The organism is Gluconobacter oxydans, assembly GCF_006539685.1.
In the GTDB taxonomy this organism is placed as follows: Bacteria; Pseudomonadota; Alphaproteobacteria; order Acetobacterales; family Acetobacteraceae; genus Gluconobacter; species Gluconobacter oxydans.
Genome location: NZ_BJNM01000070.1, coordinates 1 through 3,460 on the forward strand (window position 1 = coordinate 1; position 3,460 = coordinate 3,460).

Genomic DNA, 3,460 nt, shown 5'->3' on the forward strand with positions numbered 1-3,460 from the left:
AACCTTCGAGCACAATCTTGCCTTTAGCCTGACCGCTCTCGATCAGGGCGTGAGCCTCTCGCAGATTGGCGGCGCTGATCGCGCCAAGATTTTTGCCGAGTGTCGTACGGAGACGACCTTCGTCTATAAGGCGCGACACGTCGTTCAGGAGTTTCCCTTGTGCGCTGATATCTGCCGTTCCGAACAGTGAGCGGGTGAACATCAGTTCCCAGTGCAGGGACAGGCTTTTGCGCTTGAGGGGTACAGCATTGAGTTCAGCCGGATCATCAATCAGGCCGAAATGTCCCTGAGGGGCAAGGAGTTCAACGATCTCTGCCAGGTGGCGATCCGTCTGCGTCGTCGAAAAGACAAAACCGGGAGCCCCCGTAGGAAGGCCAGCAACCTGTTCCGCCAGAGGCTTACTGTGATCGATCACGTAATCTGCCCCGAGAGATGTGACCCAGTCCTGCGTTTCGGGGCGCGAAGCCGTAGCAATGACCGTGATATTAGTCAGAACCTTGGCCAGTTGGATTGCTATTGAACTGACTCCACCTGCGCCTCCAATGATCAATATGGACGGCGTCGTTCCCGGGACAGGCCGACGAATGTCCAGACGATCGAAAAGCATCTCCCAAGCGGTGATTGCGGTCAGCGGTAAGGCTGCAGCTTCAGCCCAGGTCAGGGAGCGGGGTTTGAGACCGACAATCCGTTCATCGACCAGATGAAACTCGGCGTTGGTCCCCGGACGGTTGATCGCGCCCGCATAAAAAACCTCATCGCCGACAGAAAAATCCGTGACGTCCGGTCCGGTTCCAACAACAACCCCCGCCGCATCCCAGCCCAGAACACGCCACTGACCCGCCTCCGGTGTTGCGCTGCTGCGGACCTTTGTATCAATCGGATTGACTGATACGGCTCTGATCTCCACCAGAAGATCCCGCCCTGTGGGGACAGGTTTTGGCAGATCAATATCCTGAAGGGACGCCGGATTTTCGATGGAAAGCGGCGTCTGATAACCGATGGCCCGCATGAGTGTCTTCTCCTCTGTTGAATGAGGAGAAGAGTGAGCACTATGCTGTTTTCAGACAAGAACGCACTTTTAACGCCCATAGTGTCGGAAATGATACCGTTATGACCCGCATCCGCCATCAGTCGCTCGATTGCAGCCCCGGCTGCGCTGTTGAAGCAACGCTTCAGTTCATCGACGGAAAATGGAAAGGCGTAATCCTCTATCACCTGCTTCAGGGGACTTTACGCTTCAACGCCATCCGCAAGCGGTTGCCCAATATCACCCAAAGGATGCTGACAACCCAGCTTCGCGAGCTGGAGCGTGACGGGTTCGTGTTACGGACGGTTTATCCCGAAGTCCCGCCAAAGGTGGAATACAGCCTGACCCCGCGCGGACGGACCCTCGAGCCTGTCATTCTGGCCCTCAAGAGATGGGGCGATGAGCACACAGCGTTCAGACATGATCCTGAAATTTGCGCCGATATGAAAGGCTCTCCAACAAACTCTTAGCGTACGTTTTCGAACAACCTCTCACCGCTCCCCATACACAAATGCAAACTTTCAGTTTGCGCTTCGCGGCACCCTGCGTGTGTTGCATCCGGCGGGGCCGCGGCGGGCCGAGGCCGAAGACATTTCGGCGCATTCTGCCCTGCCAAATATATTGTTTTGCACTACGAAATTGCGCTACGTTAACGGCGTTCTGAATGTATGGAGTGTGTCATGGCATCCCCCCTATCGATCCGTCTGGACGAGCGGTTGCGCACTGACCTGGAGCAGGAAGCAACGGCGCGCGGTATCCCTCTGAGCCAGCTCATTCGTGATCTGCTGGAGACAGGGGCAAAGAGTGCGCGCCGAGACCGTATCCGCAGGGACAGTGCGCGTGTTGCCCGCTACGTCGCTGCGACGCCTTCCGCCCGGGCGCTTTTTGAAGAGGCTGGTGGAACTCATGGTTCCTGATCGGCCGGTCGCCATGGCAGCGATCTTCTCGCCTGGAGAAATTGTGCTGGCAGACTGGCGCGGAGATGCGCTGCCGAAGGAGCCCAACAAACGTCGCCCCGCTGTTGTTGTCGAAGACGATCTCTTTCCGCCTGAGTGGCCGAACGTGATGCTTGTGCCGCTGACCGACGATGAGAACCTCGTCATTCCGGATCTGGCAGTACGGATCGACCCAACGGCTGATAACGGCTGCACCAAGCCCTGTTGGGCGGTCAGTGCTTTGCTCACCACCACATCCAAGCAACGTGTTACCGTGACAGGCAGCAAGGTGAGATCCGATCAGCTTGCTGCAATCAGACGCCAGATTGCGCTCCTGGTGGGATGCGACGGCTAGGCAGATAGTGAACCGCCCCGGGATTGGCGGAGACTGGTTTTCTTAAGTTAGGCTGCCATGAGGACGTGGTCCATAGCGGCATAAAACTGTTGCTCGGCCTCGGCCGGCGTGATGTTGCCGATGGGTTCGAGGATGCGTCGGTTATTGAACCAGTCCACCCATTCGAGAGTGGCGTATTCCACGGCGTCAAACGAGCGCCATGGGCCACGCCTGTAGATCACCTCGGCCTTGAAGAGACCGTTGATTGTCTCGGCCAGGGCGTTGCCGTAACTATCTCCGACACCGCCGACCGAGGGTTCGATCCCGGCCTCGGCCAGGCGCTCGGTGTAGCGAATGGCGATGTATTGCGAGCCGCGATCCGAGTGGTGGACAAGATTGCCTGCTCCTGGCGGGCATCGGGCGTGGATCGCCTGCTCCAGCGCCTTGAGCCGATCGGCGGTCTCGGCTGGAACACCAGCCCGCTTGCCAGTCTCGACCTCAGCTTTCTTGACCCACTCGTTCAGCGTATGCGCCGAGCAGCCGATCTTGCTGGCGATCGACACCATCGCCGTCCAGCGAGACGGATGTTCGCCCTCATGCTCCAGAACCAGACGCACCGCACGGGAACGGACTTCAGGGGAAAACTTCTTCACAGGATTGCTCATCAGACCCTCTTCTCAGGTGAATAGGTCTCCGCTAATCCCGGGGCGATTCAGGCTGCAGTGCTCCACAGAAAACGGACTGGCGGCGTTACAGAGACCGCAATCGCATTGAGCGGATGTTCAACCACCTCAAGCAGATGCGCCGCACCGCAACCCGCTATGACAAAACCGCTTTGTCATTCATGAGCTTTCTCCATATCGCCACCGCAAGGCTCTGGATTAGATCTTTTATCAATGCCTCCTAACAGCCCTTGATCTGCTCAAGACGCAGACCGACAACGCCCCAAAGAACCATTAATCAAATTGCCAAAACATGGAAATTACCGGCCAAACGGATCAATTAACGGTTCTTTGATCCCTCCACCTCCTGTGAATGTCTGCCACAGTTTCGGATACGAGGGTATGGGAGGAGAGACTACTGCCTATTCGCCGATGTGTATTCTGGACGGTAGAGCTGAGCTTCAATCCAGTCCACGATGTCTTCGGGTTCAGGGACCTGAGC

General features: G+C 57.2%; 5 protein-coding genes and 1 pseudogene. 4 read left to right on the plus strand and 2 right to left on the minus strand.

From position 1 onward, the window contains the following. Positions 1-1,009, minus strand: a 1,009-nt coding sequence (locus tag GOX01_RS12350) for a zinc-binding alcohol dehydrogenase family protein (protein ID WP_131973961.1), incomplete at its 3' end; no start/stop codon positions are given. Positions 1,010-1,110: 101 nt separating this feature from the next. Between GOX01_RS12350 and GOX01_RS12355 the strand changes: the two genes are divergently transcribed. The 3 genes from GOX01_RS12355 (at position 1,111) to GOX01_RS12365 (ending at position 2,317) form a co-directional block, all read left to right on the plus strand. Beyond that, the gene (locus tag GOX01_RS12355) at positions 1,111-1,497 is read left to right on the plus strand and encodes a winged helix-turn-helix transcriptional regulator (protein WP_174787494.1); all 387 of its coding nucleotides are present in this window, start codon (positions 1,111-1,113) and stop codon (positions 1,495-1,497) included. A 210-nt stretch (positions 1,498-1,707) separates the two neighbouring features. Continuing rightward, on the plus strand, positions 1,708-1,944 hold the full coding sequence (locus GOX01_RS12360) for a BrnA antitoxin family protein (RefSeq protein WP_228119361.1): 237 nt from the start codon (positions 1,708-1,710) through the stop codon (positions 1,942-1,944). Continuing rightward, the gene (locus GOX01_RS12365; protein ID WP_024716503.1) at positions 1,934-2,317 is read left to right on the plus strand and encodes a type II toxin-antitoxin system PemK/MazF family toxin; all 384 of its coding nucleotides are present in this window, start codon (positions 1,934-1,936) and stop codon (positions 2,315-2,317) included. The genes GOX01_RS12360 and GOX01_RS12365 overlap by 11 nt, the downstream gene beginning before the upstream one ends. A 47-nt stretch (positions 2,318-2,364) precedes the next feature. Here the strand turns inward: GOX01_RS12365 and GOX01_RS13355 are convergent, their stop codons facing one another. Further along, positions 2,365-2,961 (minus strand): integrase core domain-containing protein, encoded by a 597-nt coding sequence (locus GOX01_RS13355; RefSeq protein WP_131973963.1) that lies wholly within the window; start codon positions 2,959-2,961, stop codon positions 2,365-2,367. 77 nt (positions 2,962-3,038) lie between these two features. On the opposite strand from GOX01_RS13355, the pseudogene GOX01_RS12375 reads away from it, so the two are divergent. Continuing rightward, a pseudogene (locus GOX01_RS12375) lies at positions 3,039-3,203 on the plus strand (hypothetical protein); the annotation flags it as partial. Positions 3,204-3,460 lie beyond the last annotated feature (257 nt).